We start from the raw sequence: 23,497 nt of genomic DNA, 5'->3' as shown, positions 1-23,497 counted from the left end.
GTTTTCAAAGAACTTGTCTGTCGCTCAGAAGCGACTTTATCAATATAACATTTCGTTATATTTTCGTCAACAACTTTTTTCAATAAGTTGTTTTTCGTTTGTTTCGTTTGTTACCTTTCGTGGCAACGAATATAAATATACCAGTTTGATTATTAAAATGCAATAGTTTTTCTAATAAAATTTTCAACTTAGTAAAAAAGCATAAAAACGGTACATTTCTTCTATATAAATATAATTTCCCACACTATCAAGGTCCACTCTCTCCAAGTAACTCAAATAAAAAAGCTTTGGAGAAATCTCCAAAGCTTAGTCTTGCTTATGACGCATAGCAGGGAATAATAGTACATCGCGAATAGATGGTGCATTTGTTAATAACATAACTAAACGATCAATACCGATTCCTAATCCGCCCGTAGGAGGCATACCGTACTCAAGAGCTTCGATATAATCATCATCCATCATGTGAGCTTCGTCATTACCTTGCTCGCGTTCTTTTAATTGAGCTTCAAAACGTTCTTTTTGATCGATTGGATCGTTTAACTCAGTGAATGCATTTGCATGTTCACGTGCAACGATAAATAACTCGAAACGATCTGTGAATCGTGGATCTTCGTCATTCTTTTTCGCAAGTGGCGAAATTTCTACCGGATGACCATAAATAAATGTTGGTTGGATTAATTTATCTTCTACCTTTTGTTCGAAGAACTCATTAATAATATGACCAACTTCCATTGTATCCTTAATTTCTACATTATGCTCTTTCGCAAGTTCACGCGCTTCTTCTACACTCATTGGATTCCAGAAATCCGCTCCAGAGTGTTGCTTAATTGCATCTACCATATGAAGACGTGTCCATGCTGGTTCTAGATTAATTTCATAATCACCATATTGGATTGTTGTTGTACCCAATACTTTTTTCGCAATATGAGCAACCATATTTTCTGTTAGTTTCATAATATCATTATAATCAGCATACGCTTCATATAATTCAATCATCGTAAACTCAGGGTTATGACGAGTTGATACACCCTCATTACGGAATACACGGCCAATCTCATAAACTTTTTCTAATCCACCAACAATAAGACGTTTTAAATGAAGTTCAATTGCGATACGCATGTATAATTCCATATCTAACGCATTATGGTGCGTTGTGAAAGGACGAGCAGATGCCCCACCTGCAATCGCGTGCATCATAGGCGTTTCTACTTCAAGATAACCGTTGTCATCTAAATATCTTCTCATCTCACGAATGATTTTACTACGAGTAACAAATGTTTCACGACTTTCCATACTTGTAATTAAATCTAAGTAACGTTGACGGTAGCGTTGTTCAACATCTTTTAATCCATGGTATTTATCCGGTAATGGACGAAGAGATTTCGTTAAAAGTGTAAACCCTGTTGCTTTTACCGAAAGTTCTCCAACGTTCGTTTTGAACACTTTACCTTCAATACCTACTAAGTCACCTAAATCTGCTGTCGTAAATAACTCGTACTCTTCATCTCCAACAGTATCTTTACGAACGTAAATTTGAACTTGTCCGTGTAAATCTTGAATGTGCGCGAATCCAGCTTTTCCTTTACCGCGTTTTGTCATAATACGACCAGCGATAGAAACAGTGATTTCTTTCTCTTCTAATTCTTCTTTAGAGAATTCTCCATATAGACTTACTAAGTCCGTTGTTGAATTTGTGCGTTCAAAACGTTTACCAAACGGATCGATTCCTTGCTCACGTAAGTTATGTAATTTTTCACGACGAACAAGCAATTGGTCATTTAATTCTTCGTGGTTCATGTTATCCATGATATTGATATCACTCCAGCTCTATTTAATTTTATAATATATACAGTATAGCATTTTCTATCCAACTAGAAAAACTGCCAGTTACTAACTGGCAGTTCTTCTTTCTTTCACGTAATTATAGGAAGTGAATAGAAGAATGTCAATCTTCTCTATCTACTATTAACCAACGTGAATTGTTTGTTGTTTTGCTTCGACTTCTTCTACAAATGCACCTAATACATTCGCAAGGTCTTCACGTGTGTTACAAGTATTGATACCATTACGCACACTCGCATTACCACGAACACCTTTTAAATACCAAGCTGCATGCTTTCTCATCTCTCTTACAGCAACATTTTCATTCTTTAAATCAATAAGGCGATCTAAATGCAACATACATACATCAATTTTCTCACGCACTGTTGGTTCCGGCATTAATTCACCTGTCTCTAAATACTTTACCGTACGATAAATCATCCACGGATCCCCAAGAGCAGCGCGACCAATCATAACACCATCTACACCGATTTCATCCAGCATACGTTTGGCATCTTGCGGCGTTTCGACATCACCATTTCCGATAACCGGGATATTTACAGCTTGTTTCACTTGTTTAATAATATCCCAATCCGCTTTCCCTTCATACATTTGCACTCTCGTACGGCCGTGAACCGCTACCGCTTGTCCACCAGCACGCTCTACAGCTCTAGCATTCTCAATCGCGAAAATATGATCTTCATCCCAACCAATACGCATTTTAACTGTAACTGGCTTTTCAACAGCGTCTACAACTGCCGCTACCATTTCATATATTTTATTTGGGTCTAAAAGCCACTTTGCTCCCGCATCACATTTAGTGATCTTCGGTACTGGACACCCCATATTAATATCAATAATGTCTGCTGTCGTATATTTATCTACGTATTTTGCAGCATCTACAAGAGTTTCTTTCTCTCCACCAAAAATTTGTAAACTTAATGGTTTTTCCCTCTCGTCGATATATAACATATCTAATGTTCTTTTGTTATTAAGTAATATCGCCTTATCACTTACCATTTCAGCACAAACTAAACCTGCACCAAATTCTTTGACTGTCAAACGGAATGCAGAGTTACACACTCCCGCCATCGGTGCTAATACAACCGGATTTTTCATCTCAATATTTGCAATCTTTAACAATCAACCTACTCCTTCCTTTACAGTCACTTTGGCATTAATTCATCGATCGAGATATTTAACGCTTTAGCAACTTCTATTACAAAATCTTGAGAAGGCGACCGATTCCCTCTCTCAACCTCACCTAAAACAGATACAGATACCCCTAATTCTTTTGCAAAACCTTCTTGTGTATAGCCTTTCAGCTTTCGAAAAGCACGAATGCGTCTTCCCCATTTTTCTGCTTCCATACCGTTACTCCCTCTCGCCTTTTCATTTCTTCTACTTGTGAACGTGAAATGTTTTGTTTTATATTTTGATTAATCTCTAACAACGGAACGATAACAAAAGCCCTTTCGAACATCCGTGGATGCGGAACAATAAGATTCTCTGCTTCAATATTCTCTTGATTATACAGTAAAATGTCAAGGTCGATAGTCCTCGGCCCCCACCTGATTTCCCTTTTTCTTCCTAAATCATTTTCTACTTTTTGTGTTACTTTCAATAATTCTTGTGGTGATAAATTGGTAGAAATTTTTATAACTAAATTTAAAAAACAACTTTGGTCAGTATAACCAACCGGTTCAGTTTCATATACCGATGAAATATCCTCAACTCGAATATAAGGTTTTTTGTTTAAAAACTGAATTGCTTCGGTTAGATACGTATAACGCTCTCCAATATTTGATCCTAATGCAATATACGCTATATTATTCATGGTCGTTCTCTCGTAATTTCTACTGCTACAGCACGATAGTGCCCCGGTATCGGTGGATCCGGTTTAATCACCTTAATTGTACATCGTGAAATACTCTCATATTGTTTCAATATATCTGTGGCAATATTTTCAGCGATACTCTCTACAAGCTTATACGTTCTATCCTCAACAACTTTTCTACATAGTTCGAAAAGCTCTCCATAATTGACCGAATGCTCTAAGTCATCACTTTCTCCTGCCTGTTTCAAATCCAATTCTACCGTTAAATCGACTTTAAATCTTTGACCTAATTTATTTTCCTCTGGGAATACACCATGATAACCGTAAAACTCCATATCATGGATATAAATTTTATCCAATTACTTTGCCCCCTTACCAATCATCGCATCCATCATTTTAGCCATACGCGCCATTTCCTTCACATCATGAACACGGACAAATTCACAGCCCTTTTCAATACCAAGACAAACGGTAGCTCCAGTTCCTTCAAGACGTTCCTCCACCGGTAAATCTAGCACATGTCCAATAAAGGACTTTCTTGAAGTACCTAAAAGAACCGGATAACCTAGTACATTTAACTGTTCTAAATTACGCATCGCTTCTAAGTTTTGTTCAGGCGTTTTAGCAAAACCAACGCCTGGGTCTAAAATAATATTCTCATCTCGCACACCAGCAGCTTTAGCAATTTTAATACTGTCATATAAATCAGCAATCATATCCGCCATTAAATTACGATAATTCATATTGTCGCGGTTATGCATTAAGATGATAGGTACATCATAATGCGCTGCAACTTCAGCAATTTTCGGTTCCGCCTTCGCTCCCCAAACATCATTAATAATATGAGCACCAGCCTCAATTGCTTGTTTTGCAACTTCAGCTTTATATGTATCGATAGATATAGGCAATTTTACTTCTTTTGACACTGCCTGAATCATGGGAACAACTCGTTTTATTTCTTCTTCTACTGATACTTTAGCAAAACCTGGGCGAGTAGACTCACCACCTATATCAATAATATGAGCACCTTCACCTTGCATTTCTTTTGCGTGACGTATCGCAGCATCTACCTCGTTGTAACTCCCACCATCCGAAAACGAATCTGGTGTTACATTTAAAATCCCCATAATTAATGTCTTTTCATTTAAATTCAATGTATATTCGCCGCAGCGTAAATCATAATCCCACTTCAAGCTACACATCTCCTCTTCGTAATTCATTTTTGCTCCACAATTTCTCTCTCTGCATTCCATAAAGATACATCAATCTTTTAGTAACCATCCCCTCTTTACCCGGGAAATCTCGCCCTTCTATACGATAAAGTGGAACAACTTCTTGAATGGAGTTTGTTACGAAGACTTCATCTGCTGCAAGTAATTCATCTTTGGTAAAGAAACCTTCCTTTACTTCTATACGAAGTTTCTCAGCAACCTTTATAATAAACGCACGAGTAATACCATTTAAAATCCCCGTTTTTAGCGAAGGCGTATACAAAACATTATCTTTCACAAAAAAGAGATTTGAAACAATACCCTCTGCAACATAACCTACCTCAGTAAGGAAAATACCTTCCTTATTCACAACATTTCCAATTTCGCGTTTCCCTAAAATGTTATTTAAATAATGATGGGACTTCAAGCGAAACGCACCCTCTGGTGTATTACGCACTTGTTTTAAAATAACCCCTTCTTTTTCCACTATATCCCCCGGGGCTGCTAAAGGTTTTATAAAAACAATAACAGATGGCTCTTCATACATTTCCGTTTGCAATCCTACTTCATCTATGCCCGCCGATACATTAAAGCGTACATATGCATGCTCCAATTCATTCTTAACGAGTAGATTTTTCAAAATAAACATTACATCATCTTTTGTCATTGTCCATTTGATTTGCAGCGTATCCAGCGCATCTGTTAAACGAGCATAATGATCATCCAACAAGAAAGGATGACCATTATAAATACGAAACGTCTCAAAAACTCCAAGACCATATAAATAGCCATGGTCATAAGGAGAAATTTTCGCTTCATTCGCTTCTACATACTCACCATTTACGTAAATTAACATGATGTCACACTTGGACTATATTTACGAATGAAATTCTGTAATAACTCTTTCCCATGAGAAGTCATAATAGATTCCGGATGGAACTGTACACCTTCAATCGGTAATGTTTTATGACGAAGCGCCATAATTTCCCCTTCCTCTGTCCAAGATGTTACCTCTAAGCAATCTGGTAACGTCTCTTTCTTAACAATAAGGGAATGATAACGCGTTGCAGTAAATGGATTCGGAATGTCCGAAAAAATCGTCTTTCCATCATGATGCATTGGCGACGTTTTCCCATGCATTAATCGCTCTGCTCGAACAACTTCTCCACCAAACACTTGCGCAATGGATTGATGCCCAAGACAAACTCCAAAAATCGGAATCTTTCCTGCGAAGTATTTAATAGCTTCCATACTAATTCCCGCTTCATTCGGACTACATGGACCTGGTGAAATCATTAAAAAATCTGGTTTCATATTCTCAATATCTGAAATAGTCATTTCATCATTACGCTTAATAACAAGCTCTTGTCCAAGTTCTCCAAGAAACTGTACTAAATTAAATGTAAAAGAATCATAATTATCAATCATTAATATCATTTCTCTCACCTAACCGTTTCTTCGCTACTTTCTTTTGCACGCCATAAAGCAATTGCCTTTTTTAACGACTCTTTATATTCATTTTCCGGATTTGAATCAATTACAATTCCCGCTCCTGCTTGCACATGTGCTCGTCCATCTTTGGCAAGAAGCGTTCTAATGACAATGTTCAATTCCGTATCTCCAGAATAACCAATCCAACCAATTGAACCCGTATAAATCCCTCGGCGAACAGGCTCTAATTCTTCAATAATCTCCATCGTACGTATTTTCGGAGCACCCGTAATTGTTCCACCAGGGAATACCGCCTTCACTAAGTCGAAAGCATCTTTATCTTCTTCTACCTCACCACGTACATTAGAAACAATATGCATAACATGTGAGTATTTTTCAATTACCATAAATTCATCCACTTCTACAGTGCCATATTTACAAACGCGCCCTAAATCATTTCGTTCTAAATCTACAAGCATTACATGCTCTGCTCTTTCCTTTTCGTTCTCAATTAATTCCCTTGCTAACTCTTCATCCTCTCGCTCATTCGCCCCGCGAGACCTTGTACCAGCAATTGGTCTTGTACTTACTTCTTGTCCTTGTTTTTTAATTAGCAATTCAGGCGAACCACTAACAATTTGAAAATCTCCAAGTTCCAAGTACCCCATATATGGAGATGGATTAATTTTACGAAGACTTGTATATATTTCTAGCGGATGTGTTTGCAAAGTTCTTTCTTGCCTTGTAGACAAGTTTACTTGAAACACATCACCCGCCCCAATATATTCTTGAATATGTTCAACAGCCTTCATAAAGCTTTCTTCTGTAAAAGCAACTGCTTCATTTTTCTTTTCAGGACGTTCAAACGGCATAGTCACTTCAGGCACTTCCTTCACCCAAAGATTCCTCCATTCATTTAATCGTTCTTCCGCCTCTTCAGGCTTATCTACATAATGTGTAATAATCCATAATACCTGTTCCTTTTGATCATACACAAACACATCGTCAAATAATAAAAAGAATATGTCAGGTATATTAATATCATCCTTCGCAAGAGAAGGGAGCTTTTCAATATAACGGATACAATCATAGCTAAAGTAGCCAATTGCTCCACCTTGAAAAGGCGGATACTCTGGATTATGGTCTGTTTTCCATTTCTCCATATATTCTTGCATTAAATCTAATGGATTCCCTCGCTTTATTGTTTCCTTACCACTTTCACTTATATGTAACGTTTCATCCTTCCCTCGGATTATCGCCACCGGGTCCAGTCCCACAATGTTATAACGGCCGCCACGCCCACTTTCTAATAAAATATGTTGTGGCTTATTCTGAGAAAGAAATTTATATTGCTTAAAAAAATCTAACTGATATGGAATAGAAAGCGCTAAAGATTTTCTTCGTTGCATATCAACACCCCGTCTTCTTTTATCCCACCCTCTTAGATTAACCACCTCAAACTACATACGTTCTTTATATAGAGAATGATTATACTCGAAGGCTAGTGAAAATAAATTAATTATACTACCTCTTATTTTACATGAAGTTTTCTAGTCATTCACTCTTTTCCTATTTCCAATCCAAAAAGAAAAAGCATCCTTTTTTCAAGGATGCTTTTTCACTTGCATTCAATTATGATTCAAATTGGTAAAGTGGTGTACTTAAATAACGTTCACCGTTACTTGGGATAATAACAAGTACCTTTTTCCCCTTACCTAATTTTTTCGCAACTTCTGTTGCTGCATAAACAACTGCTCCTGAAGAGATACCAACTAAAATACCTTCCTCTTTAGCCACTCTTCTCGCATATTCAAACGCTTGTTCTGTTTTTACTTGAATGATTTCATCATATACTTCTACATCCAATGTCTCTGGAACAAATCCCGCCCCAATTCCTTGGATTTTATGTGGACCTGGCTTTCCACCAGATAACACTGGTGAATCTGCAGGTTCTACTGCATAAATTTTAATATCTTTATACGCTTCCTTCAACACTTCACCAGCACCGGTAATTGTTCCACCTGTACCAATACCCGCAATAAATGCATCTAGTTGATCACCCATTTGTTCAACAATTTCTGGACCCGTTGTTAAACGATGAATTTCCGGATTCGATTGGTTTTTGAACTGTTGCGGTATAAAGTAGCCATGCTCTTTTGCTAATTCAGTAGCTTGACGAATCGCTCCGCCCATTCCTTCAGGCCCTGGAGTCAATACTAATTCAGCACCGTAAGCACGTAATAAGTTACGACGCTCAACACTCATTGTTTCTGGCATTACTAAAATTGCCTTATATCCTTTAGCAGCCGCTACCATCGCTAAACCAATTCCTGTGTTACCACTTGTTGGCTCAATGATTGTATCGCCTTCTTTTAATAATCCTTTCTTTTCAGCATCTTCAATCATAGCTAATGCAATACGATCTTTAACACTGCTTCCCGGATTCATAAATTCTAACTTTAAGTATATATCTGCGCTGTCTGATTCTACGATGCGGTTCAACTTAACGATCGGCGTTTTCCCGATTAATTCTGAAACTGATTGTGCCACTCGCATTCCTGTCACTCCTAACACCGAGTATTTTTATTGGTTTTATCTATATTTAGATTTTGTCAGAAAATTCCCTGTTTGTCAATCTGTTTAGAGAATCGTTTTCCTTAATCCCCTTATTATAAATTCTCAATTAAATTTGTAATATCTTCTTTAGAGAACTTATGTCGTTCATTACAGAAATGGCAATGAACTTCTGTCTCTTCTTCTTCTTCACGAATTTGCTCTAACTCTGTTTTACCTAAACTAATTAATACGCTCTCAATACGTTCGCGTGAGCACGTACAATTAAATTGAACATCCATCGTTTCTAATACTTTTACTTTATCTTCCCCAAGGACTGCATATAGTACCTCTTCTGGAGAAAGTCCCTGTTCAATCAATGTTGATACAGGAGGGATTTTTTGCAAACGATCTTCAATGAATGAGATTGTTTCCTCCTGTGCACCTGGCATAATTTGAAGAATAAATCCACCTGCTGCTAATATGCTGTCATCTCCATTTACAAGAACACCAACACCTACAGAAGAAGGTGTCTGCTCAGAAACTGCGAAATAATACGTGAAGTCTTCCCCTAATTCTCCTGAAACAATTGGAGATTGACCGATAAATGGTTCGCGCATACCAATATCTTTAATTACTGTTACAAACCCTTCTGTACCTACCGCTTGATATACACGTAATTTCCCTTGTTCTGTCCCCTCAAAGTCAACATGTGGATTTGTTACATAACCACGTACATCCCCATTTGCATGAGCATCTACTAAGATCGGGCCAATCGGACCGTTACCTTCTACCTTAATTGTTAACTTTTGGTCACCTTTTAACATCGCTCCCATTATTGTTCCGGCAGTTAACGAGCGACCAAGTGCTGCTGAAGCCGTTCTCCATGTATCATGACGTTTTTGCGCCTCACTTACCGTGTTTGTTGTACGCACACTATACGCACGTACTTCTCCATCAAATGCTAACGCTTTTACTAAATAATCTTTCATACTTGTTTATTCACCTTTCTCATGCTGCAAATTTGCATTACGTTCATATAACATATATAAACCTTTTAACGTTAAAAATGGATCTACAACATCAATCACATTCGATTCCTCTGAAATTAATTTCGCCAATCCACCTGTTGCAATAACTTTCGGTTCTTGTTTAGCTTCCTCTTTCATACGCTTAACAATACCTTCCACTTGTCCAACATACCCATAAAGGATACCAGATTGCATCGCACTTACTGTATTCTTTCCAACAACACTACTTGGTTTTGTAATTTCAATACGAGGAAGTTTTGCCGCTCTACTATATAAGGCCTCCGCTGAAATCATAATTCCCGGTGTAATAACGCCGCCCATGTAATGCTTCTCTTCATTAATATAACAATATGTAGTAGCCGTACCAAAATCGACAATAATAAGCGGACTTCCATATAAGTGGATTCCTGCTACTGCATTTACAATTCGGTCTGCGCCTACTTCACGTGGATTTTCATATTTAATATTTAGCCCTGTTTTTATTCCAGGCCCTACTACAAGCGGTTTAATTTTAAAATATTTTTCACACATACGCTCTAAAGCGAACATAATTGGCGGTACGACTGAAGACACAATAATGCCTTTCACATCTTCAAACGAAAGACCCTCATGCTCAAGCAACTGCTTTACAAGCATCCCATACTCATCTTCTGTCTTATGACGATCTGTTTCCATGCGCCAATGCTGACGAAGTTTCCCCTCTTCAAACACACCTAATACCGCATTTGTGTTCCCTACATCCAATACAAAAATCATATTCTCACCACTTATCTTATTTAATCTATATCTGTGCAGTATGTATACAACTTATAAAAACATCATATCACACATACTTATATAATCAGTTTTTCTATACTCATCATTGTACAAAAAGATTACTCTCTATTTCAATTTTTAATAATAGTTTTATTTAAATTCTTTTACCATTAAATTTATTCTACAAATAAAAAAGGAGTGACTATCGTCACCCCTTCATCTCTTACTTATCTTCTTTATCTTCATCGTCCTTCTTCATGTTGATGTTTACTTTCACATCATCTGAAGATGTTGGGCGCTCTGGTAATCTGCCGTAATCATATAAATGATTGATTTGCTCTGCATCTAACGTTTCTACTTCAAGTAACGTTTTCGCAATAATATCTAGCTTATCACGTTTTTCAGTAAGAATTTGTTTCGCACGAGCATAACAGTCTTTCATAATAGTTTGCATTTCCACATCGATTTCATGTGCAATTGCATCACTGTAATTTTGCTCTGAATGGAAGTCTCTTCCTAAGAACACTTGACCACCTTGCGAGCTACCGAATTGCATTGGTCCAAGCTTATCACTCATACCAAATTCTGTAACCATACGTCTCGCAATACCAGTCGCACGTTGGAAGTCGTTGTGAGCACCTGTACTTACTTCACCAAATACAATCTCCTCAGCTACTCGACCACCAAGTAAACCAGTGATTTTATCAAGTAACTCTGGTTTTGTCATGAAGTAACGATCTTCCTTCGGAAGCATTACCGCATATCCACCAGCTTGGCCACGAGGGACAATTGTTACTTTATGAACGATATCTGCTTCATCAAGGACAACACCAATTACAGTATGGCCAGCTTCATGGAATGCAACGATATTACGTTCTTTTTCAGAGATAACACGACTTTTCTTAGCTGGACCTGCAATAACACGATCCGTTGCTTCATCGATGTCACTCATATCAATTTTCTTCTTATCTTGACGCGCAGCTACTAATGCAGCTTCGTTTAATAAGTTTTCAAGATCGGCACCAGAGAATCCTGGTGTACGAGTTGCAATTGCTCTTAAATTGACATTCTCATCAAGCGGTTTATTACGAGCATGTACTTTCAGTACAGCTTCACGACCATTTACATCTGGACGATCTACTGTAATTTGACGGTCAAAACGACCTGGACGTAATAATGCTGGATCAAGAATATCAGGACGGTTTGTCGCAGCGATGATAATAATACCTTCGTTTGCACCGAATCCATCCATTTCAACAAGCAATTGGTTCAACGTTTGTTCACGCTCATCATGACCACCGCCAAGACCCGCGCCACGTTGACGTCCTACCGCATCAATTTCATCAATGAAAATGATACAAGGAGCATTTTTCTTTGCATTTTCAAATAAGTCACGTACACGGGATGCACCAACACCGACAAACATCTCTACGAAGTCAGAACCACTAATAGAGAAGAACGGAACGCCTGCTTCACCTGCAACAGCACGTGCTAATAAAGTTTTACCTGTACCTGGAGGTCCCACTAACAGAACACCCTTTGGAATACGGGCACCAACTTCAGCGAACTTACGAGGGTCTTTCAAGAATTCAACTACCTCAACAAGTTCTTGTTTCTCTTCATCCGCTCCAGCAACATCTCTGAAACGAATTTTTTTCTTTTCATCATTGTATAGCTTCGCCTTACTTTTCCCGAAGTTCATAACACGGCTACCGCCGCCCTGCGCTTGGTTTAATAAGAAGAAGAATAAAATGAAGATAATGACAAACGGAATGATTGAAGTAAAGAATGTTACCCAAGCACTTGTTTCTTCTGCTGGTTGATACTTAACTTCAGCACCTTGCGCTTTATCATTAATTTTCTTTTGTAATTCCTCAGTATTTGGTGCATAAGTAACAAATTGTTCTCCCTGGCTAGAGTTATTAAATTGTCCTTTTACTTCAAATACACCATTTTTCGGTTGAAGTTGCACATTACGCACTTCACCCTTTTCTAGTTTAGTAATGAATTTATCGTAGCTAACTGATGTCGTTTTTTGTGTCGAACCATTAAAATAGCTCACGATTCCAATTACTACTAAGAATATCAGTAAATAAAAGATGGTATTACGGAAGATACGATTCATTCCTAACCTCCTCTCACGGCATAAACACTATAGTAAATCGTAACATAGAAAAACTTTCCTATACAATTGTAACGCCTGTATTTAATTAATTTGAGTAAACACTTGGTTTTAATACACCTACATAAGGAAGATTACGGTACTGCTCTTTATAATCTAATCCATATCCTACAACAAATTCATGTGGAACAGTAAATCCAACATAATTCGCTTTCAGATCAACCTTACGGCCTGTAGGCTTATCTAATAACGTAACAATTTTTACAGACTTCGCTTTACGATACTTGAATAGGTCCACTAAGTAGCTTAGCGTAAGACCGCTATCAATAATATCTTCAACGATTAAAATATCGCGACCTTCTACAGAAGTATCAAGATCTTTTAAAATTTTCACTTCGCCTGTTGAAACTGTAGAGTGACCGTAGCTAGATACAGCCATAAAATCCATTTCAAGATATGTATCTGTTCTCTTTAATAAATCTGCCATGAATGGCATTGCGCCCTTTAATACACCAATTGCAAGAGGTACTGTGTTTTTATAATCCTCTGCAATAATTGCACCTAGTTCGCGCACCTTTTCTTGTATTTGTTCTTCAGAAATTAATACTTTTTCGATATCTTGATTCATCATTTCATTATCCTCCCGGAAGACTCCTTGCTTTTGTAGTGAATAATCATATATTTATCCTTCTTTGCTACTTCTTTCGAAATAGCAAATGCAGATCGCTTCAACAAGGGTACCCAAATAATGTTCCCACTTGCATCACAAACGACCGGCCATTCTTCCCTTTTTTCTTTTGGTACTTTCGCTTCGATAAAAATAGCTTTTATCTTTTTTGTGCCATCCATACCTTGTATTGACATGCGATCTCCATTTTTTCTAGAACGAATACGAAGTGGATAGGATATATCATTATACTTAGCAACAAATACTGTTTCATTCATGTTACTTGGTATATCTTCGCTCACCTCTGTTACAAGCTTATCTCCGTTCGACAATATAATGGTCCCGGGTACTGATAAATCTTGCGCCAAAGGAGAAACAATTTCTTGTTTAAATCTAAAGCTACACTCCTCGTATGTACGAACAATTTTCAAATCACCTGGGAAATCAAGTGAACCTGAAGGTTGTGTCCGCTTAAAAAACTCAATCACTTTGTCAATATGTATAGAAGAAAGAGAAGACGGAATCTTATATTCATAAAGATAGTTTAATATTAGTTGAATCCCTCTCCTTTGTAAAGGCATAGACATGGATTCAAAGGCAGGAATTGATAAGCTAATTTGTTTATCACTTTTTTTTGTAATTACTTTATTCATTTTCTCAAAAGCTAATTCCTGCAAATAAGCCTCATCCTCTTGCATTTGCACGCTAAATTTTTGAAATTTCTCATGCACCTGCGGATTTTCTTCTTTCAAATGAGGAAGGACATATTTACGCAATCGATTCCTTGTATATACTTCCTTTTTATTACTCGGATCGATACGCGGAATTACATTTAGCTTATTACAGTAATCAACAATTTCTTCCTTCGTCACTCCAAGTAACGGCCTAATTAAATACCCATTATGAAAAGGACGCTTCACTGCAATTCCTGCATATCCTTTCGGAGTACTCCCTCGTACAAGACGCATTAAAATCGTCTCTACTTGATCATCTCCATGATGTCCAAGAGCTACATATCTCGCATCATATTTCTTCATTATTCTTTCCAAAAATGCATATCTGCATTCCCTAGCAGCAACCTGTGCATTCATCCCGTATTGCTGTTGATATTGCGATACATTAATCCTTATCGTTTCACAAATAACTCCCAGCCTTTTACAAAGATCCTGCACAAACTGTAGATCCTCATGAGATTCATCGCCTCTAAACATATGATCTACATGTGCCACTACAATTTTCAACTGTTTTTCCGCTCTTTTTTCTAGCAAATAATATAAAAGAGCTAAAGAGTCAGGACCACCAGAAACTCCTGCAACAATTGTTGAACGTTCCTTTAATACATCATGCTGCTTTACAAAGTCATCTACCTTTTCAACAAATGTATCTTTCAACTTCGCAATCACCTTTCATTAAACAAGAACAGCAACGTTAGTTACCTTGTCTATAATGGTACAACTTTTACAAACATTGTGCAAAAAAAAGATATACAAAAATTACATTTTTATCTTACATCTTTCGTGCATATTCACAAAAATAATATTATTACCTTTTAAGGCAAAAAAACCTAGGCATCCACCTAGGTTTTTTTGTCGGAAATAGACCATATTAATCAGTGGCGGATGAATAGCCACTGATTAAATTAAAACTTTATTGTGCCTGCATTCCTACAATCGGAATCGTAGCCCACTTTGGCATATTTTTCTTTACTTTCGCTACAACAATGGTCATATCGTCATTTATATAACCATCACCAGAGCGAATCACTTCCTCCATAATAATATCTGCTATTTCTTGTGGGTCTTCGGTTTGTAATTCTTTAATTTTTCGTTTCATCCATAATTCATGATTCTCCACATGTTGCGCTCCCTCAAAAATTCCATCACTCATCATAATAAGAATATCTCCCGTTTTTAATTGCTCACCCACTACATCAACTTCCACATCTTCAATGATTCCCATCGGTAAATTACTTGCCTCAATTTTCAAAATATTATTCCCGCGTTTTACAAAACTTGGTGTTGATCCAATCTTTAAAAACTTAGCACTTGCATCACGTAAATCTACCATCGCTAAGTCCAGCGTCGTAAACATCTCTTCCGTTGTTCTTAAAGAAAGAATTGAATTGATCGACTTAATTGCTATTTCCTCATCAATACCTGATTGAAGTATCTTTTGTAATAATTTCACTGTTTCCTTACTCTCTATATGAGCTCTTTGCCCATTTCCCATACCGTCACTAATCGCAAGTGCATATTTACCAACACTTAAATCCATCATTGCATAAGAATCCCCCGAAACAAATCCTCCACCTTTTGCCGCCGTGGCCAAGCCCGTATCAAGAGAATATGTCTTCGCTGAACCAAATGATATTAAACTGTGACCATTCGGATAAGAAGATTTCTCTTCATGTTTAACAATAATATTTTCTTTTAGAATGTCTGAAAGCATTGGTGCAACCAACTTCTCGCATTCACCATGCTCATTAGACGCAGCTGGAATCAACATTTCAATATCAATGCTTCCTCTATCTAAACAATAAATATCAACATGCTCTACTTCGACACCAAAATCACGAAACGCTTGCAAAATCTGTTCTTCCTGTACTTGATGATTTTCTCGCTCTTTTTGTATTTCCTTAGCAAAATCCTCCATAACTTTTGATACACCTAATAATTGTTCGGCTACTATTCTACGATTTTCCTTCATTTGTTTTCGTAATTTCTGTCCCTCATAGAAGTGATCTAATTCACCTGCTACTAAATCCGTCACTTTTTTTCCTCTTACACAATGCTTGTCCCATTCACGAACTAACTTCCGATTATGTTGCAATGTCCCTTCTTCTGTTTCACTCATTATTTGTTTCATATAGTCGTACGTTTTGTCGAAATTAACCACCCAGCATTGGTCCTTTTTAAAACACGTTTGACATGTTTTTGCAGTAATTGTACTTAAGAACAAATCTGCTTCTGTCTCTTTATCTTCCTCTTCCACGTACCCATATACAGAAAAACTATTAGATAAAGCAGCAAACACATTTGCAAATTGATTGATTTTAGTCGCTGTAACATCACGCATTCTTCTTAAATATTGCTGTTGATCTTGCGAATGTTCCTGTGTACCTGGCATAAATTTAGCAATACGATCCATAACAAGTTTCGGTGTTAATAAGAAGAACACAATCGCCACACCAGATTCGATTAAAGTTGTTACAATATTTGTTTGCTTGTCTACATATAGCGTAATCAAACTTGTCCCAATTAATAAACCTAAACTAACGCCTAGACGTTTCCCTTCTTTTAACAACCCACCAAGCAATCCAGAAAAGGCAAGCAAACTGAGCTGAGACAAACTGGACACATTTGCTAAACTTAATATTAATCCAGTAACGACTCCTACTGTAGATCCTGTAGCAGCACCTGCAATAAATGCAAACACTAGCACCAAATACCTAGTAAAAATATGTTGGATAGAAGCATCATATACAAACCAATCTGTTGTACCTGTTAAAACAGATGCTAGTAATATAATCAAACAAACAATTTCTTCTGTCTCTAATGCTTGCTGTTTCCCTTTCCTTTCTACTAATAGCGGAACACTTTGTAAAAATATCATCGTTAATACGAAGCTAAGTCCTGCCTCAATCGTACTAACGAGCAAATCATACATGGTGACAGTTTGCTGTGCAAAATATACAACAACTAAATGTGCGGTTAATGCGGAGATAAATACTTGGAATGGAACAAGTCCAACAGTTTTACGTGTAAATCGACTAAAGAAGATATTATAAATGAAGAAAGTAAAAATAGATGCAAAAGTAAAAAATAAATTATCTATCGAAACTGAAAGTGCTCCCCCCATTAGAGCCAAGAACGCGAGCGGCATTTTATCCCGCTTCATAACATAAACAGCAGCAAAAAACGGCAGTGCAAACGGTAAAATGTTTGTTAATATATATGCTCGTCCCAAAAGAAAACCTATAACAACAATAATAAATCCCCATCTAAAGAAAACTTGCTCAAACTTCATTCGCAACTTACTCGTCCACTTTATTGCTCCAAGCTGACTTTCATTCATCGCCAATGCACTTGTATTCATAGTATTCCTTCCTGCTTTAGGCATATTTTTAACACCACCTGCATAGTTTAATTACTGTCATTATAAAAGATAATTATTGGGATTTTTGTCAAAACAACAGTTTTCACTTTTATAATCGTTCGACTTTTTATTCGAAATAACTCTACATATATACATGGTATGTAAGTTATTTCCGCTATTTTAATTGAACATTCAGAAAATATAGGGTATTTTTGTAGAAGTATTGTATGTTTTAATTTTTATTTAACAAAAAAAGATCATGCTAAGTTGCATGATCTTTTTAGATGACCCGTACGGGATTCGAACCCGTGTTACCGCCGTGAAAGGGCGGTGTCTTAACCACTTGACCAACGGGCCGTTAAATTAAATATAGCGGCGGAGGGGATCGAACCCCCGACCTCACGGGTATGAACCGTACGCTCTAGCCAGCTGAGCTACACCGCCATGTCGTCTTATTTAACGGACAATTAGTATCTTACATCAGATACAATTTAAAGTCAACACATCTTGAAAACTTTTTTAAAAATATATTTTAACATATAAAAAAGCACCCCGAGTCATTACTCTGGGTACCTCTCTATATGTTAAAAATTAAACGGCCTTATTATCCGCGACGTGCGCCACGGCCACCACGTTTAGACTCTGTGTTACGCTTTAAAGAAGTTAAACGATCTTCACTATCCTTTAAGAATCGTGCCATTTTTTGCTCAAATGTTTCTTTTGGAGCTCGGTCATTACCGCCACCGCGGTTATCTCTGTTGAAAGAACGATTATTACGTTGTGGACGTCCAGAACGTTGTTGATCGCCACCACGTTGTTGGTATTCACCACGCGGACGGTCTCCTTCTGTCTTCTCACGCTCTTTCGCTTTCTTAATAGATAGACCAATCTTGCCATCTTTTTCAACATTAATAACTTTTACTTCTACTTGGTCGCCCACTTTTAAGTGATCGTTAATATCTTTTACATAGTTATCAGCAACTTCACTAATATGAACAAGACCCGTTAATCCTTCTGGCAGCTCAACAAAAGCCCCAAAATTTGTAATACCTGTTACTTTACCCTGTAACTTGCTGCCTACCTCGATTGACATAAAAAAAATGCTCCTCCTTAGTGGTTAAAAAGTCAAATTTTACTTTATTATATATAATCCTAAAATATAGTGTCAATAAGACATACTCTACTTAGAAACAGGAAAAATTATCTCCCCTTTTCCAGAGAAGAAATAATCCCTTCTAGCAATCTTTAATACGTACTCTTCATCATTTAACTTTTGAACTTCGTCTTTTAGACTTTTTTCTTTATTCGTTAATGAATCCAGTTCTTTTTTCATGTCCTTAACTTTTGCTTCTTTTGCTTTAATGGAACTGTTTTGTTGATAAAACGTTACACTAATACTCGCAATAATTGTAAAAGCAAAGACAAGAAAAACCGCTAAACGGCGATAAAGTCGCTTCCTGTTCTCATCCGTTTGTATTATATGCTCTTTAACAGGATTTGGACTCTGTTTTTCGATTGTTCTTTGTCTCAGTTCCCTCATTTCCGAGGTCCCCCTAACTTCTTTTTTATACGCTCCCATAATCGGGAGATATGTCCCTTCAATTTTGCTATATATTGCAGGAACCCTACATACTTCGTTATAAAAAGTTTAACACGATTAGGGAGGAGTTTCCATATGAGCGAAGCAATAAATCGAACAGGCCAGAAAAAAACTTTCCATATGAAAAGTAATATCCAAATCACCATTCTCCATAACACATGTCCAATTGAAAGCAGTATACGAAATAAGAATAATATAAATGCAATAAATAGCTGCGCTATAATAATAACAGGTTTTATCATGAGTAGCTTTATAATTTGAACAAAAAAATGTGTTGTTTGCATAAAAATATAGATGAGAAAATTTAACAGCTTCATGTATAATGCTTTCAACAAGCTTTGATATGCCGCAAAACCACATAATAATGCCAAAAACACATATATACGTAGTTCAGCTTCATTCACAAGCAGTAATACATAAAAAACGAATAATGCTTGGACAATCCAAAATAGTATATCATGTATAAATACAAGCCAACGTTTACGTTCTGGACGCTTTAAAAACCGTTGATATGTATCTAACGACGCTCCAATCCAAGCACCCATCCCAATCATTGAAAGCATTGTATACAACTGAATTGTTAGGCTCATTTAAACAACTTACTAAAGAAGCCTTTAGTTTTCTCCCCTTGATTCTCATCAATATACAGCATCTCATGAACTTTCCCTTTAATCGATACAATACCTTTTTCTACATCTAAATTTTTCATTTGTAAATTTTGACCACGAATTGTTAAAAAGCCCATTACGGTCTCGAGTAAAAACTCTTCGCTATCAAAACTCTCTACCTGCTTTACACCCGTAATATCGATTACACGCCTGCCACGCATAATAATATCATGCTCTACAGAAACATTTTGTTGATTAGAAGACATAGGTGAGTAACCATTATTCACGTAAATCCCCCCATAGATTTATACTAGCTAATAGTAATGTATGAAGGGATAACCCATTTTAGAACAAGCCTTCTTCCGCTTTTACTTTTTCTTCACGAACTAAACTATACATATTTGCTGCATCTTCTTTTTTAGTCGTTTCTTTCAATTCATTTATTTTTACAGTTACTATTTTTTGACCAAAACGAATTGTTAATTCATCAGCCACTTTCACATCTGAACTCGCTTTTGCCACTTGACCATTAATCGCTATTCTTCCTTGGTCAGCTACTTCTTTCGCTAATGTTCTTCTTTTAATTAAACGTGACACTTTCAAAAACTTATCTAGACGCATATCAAATCCCCCTATTAACGCTCTGTTTTTTTTGCCTCTTCCCATAAAACATCTAACTGTTCTAATGATAAATCTTGCATCTCTTTATTCATTTCAGCTACTTTTGCCTCCATGTATAAAAAACGACCAGTAAATTTCTCATTAGTCGAGCGTACAGCCTCTTCTGGGTCTATTTTATAATGACGAGCTATATTAACAAACGCAAATAGTAAATCACCAAATTCGCCTAACATCTTTTCCTCATCCATGTTTGTAACTTCTCGTTGGAACTCTTGCCATTCTTCTACGGCTTTCTCTATCATTGGCTGCACATCAGCCCAATCGAATCCAACCTTGCCAGCTTTCTTCTGAATTTCATAAGCGCGTAGTAGCTGTGGTAAACTTTTTGGAATTCCATTTAAAACAGATTCTTTCACGAATCCTTTCTCTTGTTTTTTAATTTCTTCCCAATTAGCAATCACTTCTTCGGCATTATTTACATCCTTATTCCCGAATACATGTGGATGGCGACGAACCATTTTCTCAGATAGAGTTCGAATAATATCATCTATAGAGAACCAGCCTTCATCCTCCCCGATTTGAGCATGAAGCATAACTTGTAATAATATATCGCCTAGTTCTTCTACTAAGTGATCATCGTCCTCTTCATCAATTGCTTCCAACACTTCATAAGCTTCCTCAATTAAATACTTCTTTAAAGATTGATGTGTTTGTTTTTTATCCCACGGACAACCATCTGGTCCACGAAGGTCTGCAATAATTTCTCTAAGTACATCAAACTGTTGATACAAGGACGCACGTTCCTGAACTGGCGGTACATATACACTCGTTAAATTATTCAATTCTGTTTCATGATCTAACATGTACAACGGTACCTTTTTGACTTGTTCAAATGAAGTTCCTGCAGCTGTTACGATATACACTTCATAATCATCTGGCAACATTTCCATTAATGTTAACTTCACATCTGAAGCAACGAACGCATCATATACTTGGCAAAAGATTAAATGTTGACGTAATTCTAATTGCCCTCTTTCAAATGATGTAGCATCAATTAATTGGAATCCCTCAATCGGATCAATTTTTAAACTTGCGAACATCGGATCAAGGAAACTTTGTCCACCTTCAATTCGCACTTCAACATCTGCTACTTCACCTTTTTCCAACAGTAGCTGAACTGTTCTTTCTGCTACAAGCGGATGCCCTGGAACAGCGTAGATGATTTCTGCACCTTCAGCTTGTTCTAGCAATGTATTCGCAATTGTTTCATATACAATTTCAAATGTATCATGCGCTTCATATACATTGTCAAAAGCCGTATACTGTATACCTTCTTTCTCTAACTCTTCTATAACGGGATGTTCCTTCGTTCTTACAAACATATGATCCGCTTCTTTTATTTTTCGATACACACCCATTGTTAACTGGTCTAACTCACCAGCACCTAATCCTAAAATAGTAATGATTCCACTCACAACCTGCCACCTCTATCCACTCTTCTTCAATGAACCTTCTTTTTTCTCTTGTTTCATAACAGTTCCTAGTTCTTCTTTTGTAAATACACGTAATTTTAAAATTAAAAACAAATATGTTAACCCACCGATAGCTACACCTAACAATGCTTCAAGTGTCGCGATTTCTCTATGCCCCGTATCAATTACTAATCCAGACATTTGCAACACACGTATAAACATTACTAATACAAATCCCATACCGACACCACTAATAACTACACCTAACATATTCCGTTTATCGATAAGCGATTCTGATACAACTCGCATAAGTAACACACTATTTAGCACGGAAATTACAATTAGCGCAACTAAGGTTGCAATTGCAGCTCCCTTCACACCAAAATACGGCATTAGTATATAATTTAACGCTAACTTTAAACAACCTCCAAACACAACAAACATTGCTGGTTTTACTGTTTCTCCCAACCCCTGTAAGATAGCAGCGGTTGTAATTGATAATGAACTAAATAAAATAGATAAAGATAAAACGGCTAAAACATCTGATCCATCACTATTTTCAAACAACATAATATTCGTAGGTTGAATAATACAAGTTAATCCAATGGCCGCTGCAAATCCAATAACAAATGTTATTTTCATTGCTAACCTTACCTTTTCTTTAATAAAGGAAAGATCTCCTCTTTCTTTCGCTGCTGTAATAATCGGAATAAGTGACAACGAGAAAGAAGTTGTCACGACAGTGCCTAATTGCATAAGCGGGATACTTCTATCATAAACACCTTTTAATACCTTTGCGCTTTCAACTTGTTCTCCTGCCTCAATAAGTAAAGTATAGAAGGAAACAGAATCAGCCATTTGTATAAAAATAAGTACTAAGTTACTAACACAAATCGCCAATCCCTGCCAAAAAAGGATTTTAATTATCCTCCCTTTCCCCCTAATTCTCTTCAAACTTTTGAAGAATATAGAACGAAAATCATGACGCATATAAAGTAAAAGTACGATAATCCCAATAAGTCCACCTGCAATTGAACCTAACATAGCACCTGCGCCAACTGTATATAAATCGAATCCGTGAGCAATTAGGAATAGGGATAAAAATACAATAATAGAAACCCGAATCGTTTGTTCCATTACTTGCGAAACAGCCGTTGGCATCATATTATTGAACCCTTGAAAATACCCTCTTGCTACAGATAAAAACGGCATCAATATGAACGAAAACGAAATAACACGTAATAGCTTATCTAAGTGTATATCGCCCATAGCTATTGCAATTGTTTCGGCACCAAAAAATAATGTGAAAAAGCCTATGAAACCAATTCCTAATAAAAACCAAAAAGATACACAGATTATTTCTTCTGCTTCCTTTTGTTTTCCTTGCTCTAGTCTTTCTGCGACCATTTTTGAAATTATAATAGGGAACCCATAAGTAGCTAAAATTAAACAAAATCCATAAAACGGATAAATTTGTTGGTAAATATAAAAACCAATATCACCCGCTATGTTTTGATATGGAATACGGTAAAAAGCGCTTAATACTTTTGTAACAAAACTTGCAATCGTTAATATAATAGCCCCACGCCAAAAGGCTTGATACTTCTTCGCTTCCATTCAAGAAAACTCCTTTTCCTATTCTCACCCCTCGTATTATATCATAAAGAAAAAA

At 36.7% G+C, this 23,497-nt stretch carries 23 protein-coding genes and 2 tRNA genes; all 25 read right to left on the bottom strand.

Annotated elements, in window-relative coordinates:
- Positions 1–306: 306 nt before the first annotated feature.
- The 25 genes from lysS to COI75_RS06085 all read right to left on the bottom strand — a co-directional run bounded on the left by lysS (position 307) and on the right by COI75_RS06085 (position 23,442).
- A complete protein-coding gene (gene lysS, locus COI75_RS06205) occupies positions 307–1,806 on the bottom strand; it encodes a lysine--tRNA ligase (RefSeq protein WP_000369681.1) in 1,500 nt (499 codons plus the stop codon).
- A gap of 159 nt (positions 1,807–1,965) precedes the next feature.
- Positions 1,966–2,964, bottom strand: a complete 999-nt coding sequence (gene dusB, locus COI75_RS06200; RefSeq protein WP_000912238.1) for a tRNA dihydrouridine synthase DusB — start codon at positions 2,962–2,964, stop codon at positions 1,966–1,968.
- Positions 2,965–2,987: 23 nt separating this feature from the next.
- The gene (locus COI75_RS06195; protein WP_000387025.1) at positions 2,988–3,191 is read right to left on the bottom strand and encodes a helix-turn-helix domain-containing protein; all 204 of its coding nucleotides are present in this window, start codon (positions 3,189–3,191) and stop codon (positions 2,988–2,990) included.
- Positions 3,143–3,658, bottom strand: coding sequence for a 2-amino-4-hydroxy-6-hydroxymethyldihydropteridine diphosphokinase (gene folK / locus COI75_RS06190; protein ID WP_001059443.1), 516 nt, complete (start codon positions 3,656–3,658; stop codon positions 3,143–3,145). Before folK ends, COI75_RS06195 begins: the two co-directional genes overlap by 49 nt.
- Complete coding sequence (folB, locus tag COI75_RS06185) at positions 3,655–4,017, bottom strand: dihydroneopterin aldolase (RefSeq protein ID WP_000358059.1); 363 nt, start codon at positions 4,015–4,017, stop codon at positions 3,655–3,657. Before folB ends, folK begins: the two co-directional genes overlap by 4 nt.
- The gene (gene folP, locus COI75_RS06180; RefSeq protein WP_141535084.1) at positions 4,018–4,878 is read right to left on the bottom strand and encodes a dihydropteroate synthase; all 861 of its coding nucleotides are present in this window, start codon (positions 4,876–4,878) and stop codon (positions 4,018–4,020) included.
- Positions 4,853–5,725: an aminodeoxychorismate lyase gene (gene pabC, locus COI75_RS06175; protein ID WP_098448258.1), complete on the bottom strand. Its 873-nt coding sequence runs from the start codon at positions 5,723–5,725 to the stop codon at positions 4,853–4,855. Before pabC ends, folP begins: the two co-directional genes overlap by 26 nt.
- Positions 5,719–6,306, bottom strand: coding sequence for an aminodeoxychorismate/anthranilate synthase component II (gene pabA / locus COI75_RS06170; protein ID WP_000602278.1), 588 nt, complete (start codon positions 6,304–6,306; stop codon positions 5,719–5,721). Before pabA ends, pabC begins: the two co-directional genes overlap by 7 nt.
- A gap of 5 nt (positions 6,307–6,311) precedes the next feature.
- Positions 6,312–7,709, bottom strand: coding sequence for an aminodeoxychorismate synthase component I (gene pabB / locus COI75_RS06165; protein WP_001189729.1), 1,398 nt, complete (start codon positions 7,707–7,709; stop codon positions 6,312–6,314).
- A 223-nt stretch (positions 7,710–7,932) separates the two neighbouring features.
- Entirely contained in the window at positions 7,933–8,856 is a 924-nt protein-coding gene (cysK, locus tag COI75_RS06160) for a cysteine synthase A (protein ID WP_001261710.1), read from the bottom strand.
- Positions 8,857–8,969: 113 nt separating this feature from the next.
- Positions 8,970–9,845, bottom strand: coding sequence for a redox-regulated molecular chaperone HslO (gene hslO, locus COI75_RS06155; protein WP_000656362.1), 876 nt, complete (start codon positions 9,843–9,845; stop codon positions 8,970–8,972).
- A 6-nt stretch (positions 9,846–9,851) separates the two neighbouring features.
- Complete coding sequence (locus COI75_RS06150) at positions 9,852–10,640, bottom strand: type III pantothenate kinase (RefSeq protein ID WP_000578371.1); 789 nt, start codon at positions 10,638–10,640, stop codon at positions 9,852–9,854.
- Positions 10,641–10,863: 223 nt separating this feature from the next.
- A complete protein-coding gene (gene ftsH, locus COI75_RS06145) occupies positions 10,864–12,765 on the bottom strand; it encodes an ATP-dependent zinc metalloprotease FtsH (RefSeq protein ID WP_001079656.1) in 1,902 nt (633 codons plus the stop codon).
- Positions 12,766–12,850: 85 nt separating this feature from the next.
- Positions 12,851–13,393, bottom strand: a complete 543-nt coding sequence (gene hpt, locus COI75_RS06140; RefSeq protein ID WP_000981843.1) for a hypoxanthine phosphoribosyltransferase — start codon at positions 13,391–13,393, stop codon at positions 12,851–12,853.
- Complete coding sequence (tilS, locus tag COI75_RS06135) at positions 13,390–14,820, bottom strand: tRNA lysidine(34) synthetase TilS (protein ID WP_098448257.1); 1,431 nt, start codon at positions 14,818–14,820, stop codon at positions 13,390–13,392. The genes hpt and tilS overlap by 4 nt, the downstream gene beginning before the upstream one ends.
- A gap of 256 nt (positions 14,821–15,076) precedes the next feature.
- Positions 15,077–17,548, bottom strand: a complete 2,472-nt coding sequence (gene spoIIE / locus COI75_RS06130; RefSeq protein ID WP_001123542.1) for a stage II sporulation protein E — start codon at positions 17,546–17,548, stop codon at positions 15,077–15,079.
- 261 nt (positions 17,549–17,809) lie between these two features.
- Positions 17,810–17,881 (bottom strand) — tRNA-Glu (locus COI75_RS06125).
- Positions 17,882–17,894: 13 nt separating this feature from the next.
- Positions 17,895–17,968: transfer RNA gene (locus tag COI75_RS06120), tRNA-Met, on the bottom strand.
- Positions 17,969–18,128: 160 nt separating this feature from the next.
- The gene (locus COI75_RS06115; RefSeq protein ID WP_000021449.1) at positions 18,129–18,617 is read right to left on the bottom strand and encodes a S1 domain-containing RNA-binding protein; all 489 of its coding nucleotides are present in this window, start codon (positions 18,615–18,617) and stop codon (positions 18,129–18,131) included.
- A gap of 87 nt (positions 18,618–18,704) precedes the next feature.
- A complete protein-coding gene (gene divIC, locus COI75_RS06110) occupies positions 18,705–19,064 on the bottom strand; it encodes a cell division protein DivIC (RefSeq protein ID WP_001208736.1) in 360 nt (119 codons plus the stop codon).
- On the bottom strand, positions 19,061–19,714 hold the full coding sequence (gene yabQ / locus COI75_RS06105; RefSeq protein ID WP_000059757.1) for a spore cortex biosynthesis protein YabQ: 654 nt from the start codon (positions 19,712–19,714) through the stop codon (positions 19,061–19,063). Before yabQ ends, divIC begins: the two co-directional genes overlap by 4 nt.
- The gene (gene yabP / locus COI75_RS06100) at positions 19,711–19,998 is read right to left on the bottom strand and encodes a sporulation protein YabP (RefSeq protein WP_003186823.1); all 288 of its coding nucleotides are present in this window, start codon (positions 19,996–19,998) and stop codon (positions 19,711–19,713) included. The genes yabQ and yabP overlap by 4 nt, the downstream gene beginning before the upstream one ends.
- A 79-nt stretch (positions 19,999–20,077) precedes the next feature.
- The gene (locus COI75_RS06095) at positions 20,078–20,353 is read right to left on the bottom strand and encodes an RNA-binding S4 domain-containing protein (RefSeq protein ID WP_001234875.1); all 276 of its coding nucleotides are present in this window, start codon (positions 20,351–20,353) and stop codon (positions 20,078–20,080) included.
- Positions 20,354–20,367: 14 nt separating this feature from the next.
- Positions 20,368–21,828 carry a nucleoside triphosphate pyrophosphohydrolase gene (gene mazG, locus COI75_RS06090; protein ID WP_000014258.1) on the bottom strand — a complete coding sequence of 487 codons (1,461 nt, stop codon included), beginning with the start codon at positions 21,826–21,828 and terminating at the stop codon, positions 20,368–20,370.
- A 12-nt stretch (positions 21,829–21,840) separates the two neighbouring features.
- The gene (locus tag COI75_RS06085; RefSeq protein ID WP_000387570.1) at positions 21,841–23,442 is read right to left on the bottom strand and encodes a putative polysaccharide biosynthesis protein; all 1,602 of its coding nucleotides are present in this window, start codon (positions 23,440–23,442) and stop codon (positions 21,841–21,843) included.
- Positions 23,443–23,497: the final 55 nt, after the last annotated feature.

This window comes from Bacillus cereus (assembly GCF_002564555.1).
Classification (GTDB): domain Bacteria; phylum Bacillota; class Bacilli; order Bacillales; family Bacillaceae_G; genus Bacillus_A; species Bacillus_A cereus_K.
This window is presented reverse-complemented; position numbering and strand designations above follow the sequence as displayed.